Genomic DNA, 1106 nt, shown 5'->3' on the forward strand with positions numbered 1-1106 from the left:
TACCAAGCCTTTCATCTAGGTTTCTGGGCATGCCGTCCAACTGTGCGTTCAAGCGGACCGCCGGGAGGTGCTTTGATGTTTACTGATACGTTGTCGGCCGGCGGCCGCTTAACGCGGCGTTAGGCAGCATGGGTGCGTCTGTCATGTACCTCTCCATCAAGCCAGGTGAGTCTCCTCCGGCGCTTGCGGCAGAACCAAGCAGGGTGATTGTCGTACTTGATACTGAGGTCAGCCCTGAGTGGCAATCCACGGTCAGCGAGTGGCTTGTTTCTGTAGGTTGCCTTTACATGCTGGCTTGGGGGGCGCGTTGCAGCAGCTGGGACGACTCGGTTGATCATGCAAACTTGGAGGCGGTCGGGTTTGAGGCGATTCCCGAGGGGGCCGATGTCATGACGACATGGCACGAGAACGAGTCATTGCAGGAGGTAATGTGGTTCGCTAAGAGCTGCGCCTTCCATTCATCAGTCGACCTAACTCGAACCATCATTCTGCACGTAGGCGAGTCTCCAAGAGAGCAGGAACTTTGCGCAATCTATGCTGCTGCCTAACTATGCGTTCAAGCGGACCGCCGGAAGGTGCTTCGATGTTTACTGATACGCTTTCGGCCGGCGGCCGCTTAACGCGGCGTTGGATGGCAGCTTATGCCTGATCGTTACCACATCGCGTCGCGAATCCTCTCTTTCACCGTTTTCGCGGCGCCCAGCCTCTCTAACCTTTCTGAGGCCAGCGGGCTTTCTGACTGGCCGAGGGTTCTCCCAGGCGTCGCTCTGGCTTGTCTCGCTCTCCTGATCGCCCTTAGGCCCGCAAGCTTCCGGTTCGTCTTCAGGTGGGAGGCGCCGTCCTCTTCAGTGCTCTCGGTGGGCCCCAGTTGGGTCCATTCAGCGCTGGCCTTTGCCGCCCTAGGCTTCTGGCTGGCGTCATGGGCCGTGTAGCCAGTCGTTGTCGTGGCCACCGTCCGATCGAACCGGCTCAAAGGCTGCCATCCAACTATGCATGTATGGATTCCCCCGTCAACTAGCCCCAAGCGCTCGTAGTTCAATAGCAGACCGGATCGGCTGCAATCGTGTATTCGGCCTTTGGGTGGATCGTCTTGATCCTGGCCATCA

General features: G+C 58.4%; 1 protein-coding gene. It reads left to right on the forward strand.

Going from position 1 to position 1106, the window contains the following annotated elements:
• Positions 1-143 precede the first annotated feature (143 nt).
• Positions 144-548: a DUF7684 family protein gene (locus M0G41_RS18965; protein ID WP_425511283.1), complete on the forward strand. Its 405-nt coding sequence runs from the start codon at positions 144-146 to the stop codon at positions 546-548.
• Positions 549-1106: the final 558 nt, after the last annotated feature.

Origin of the sequence: Pseudomarimonas salicorniae (assembly GCF_023156535.1) — a bacterium.
GTDB classification, from domain to species: Bacteria; Pseudomonadota; Gammaproteobacteria; order Xanthomonadales; family Xanthomonadaceae; genus Pseudomarimonas; species Pseudomarimonas salicorniae.

Coding starts and splice junctions, on each gene's coding strand:
- M0G41_RS18965 (WP_425511283.1), top strand. CDS start 144: ATGTACCTCTCCATCAAGCCAGGTGAGTCTCCTCCGGCGCTTGCGGCA.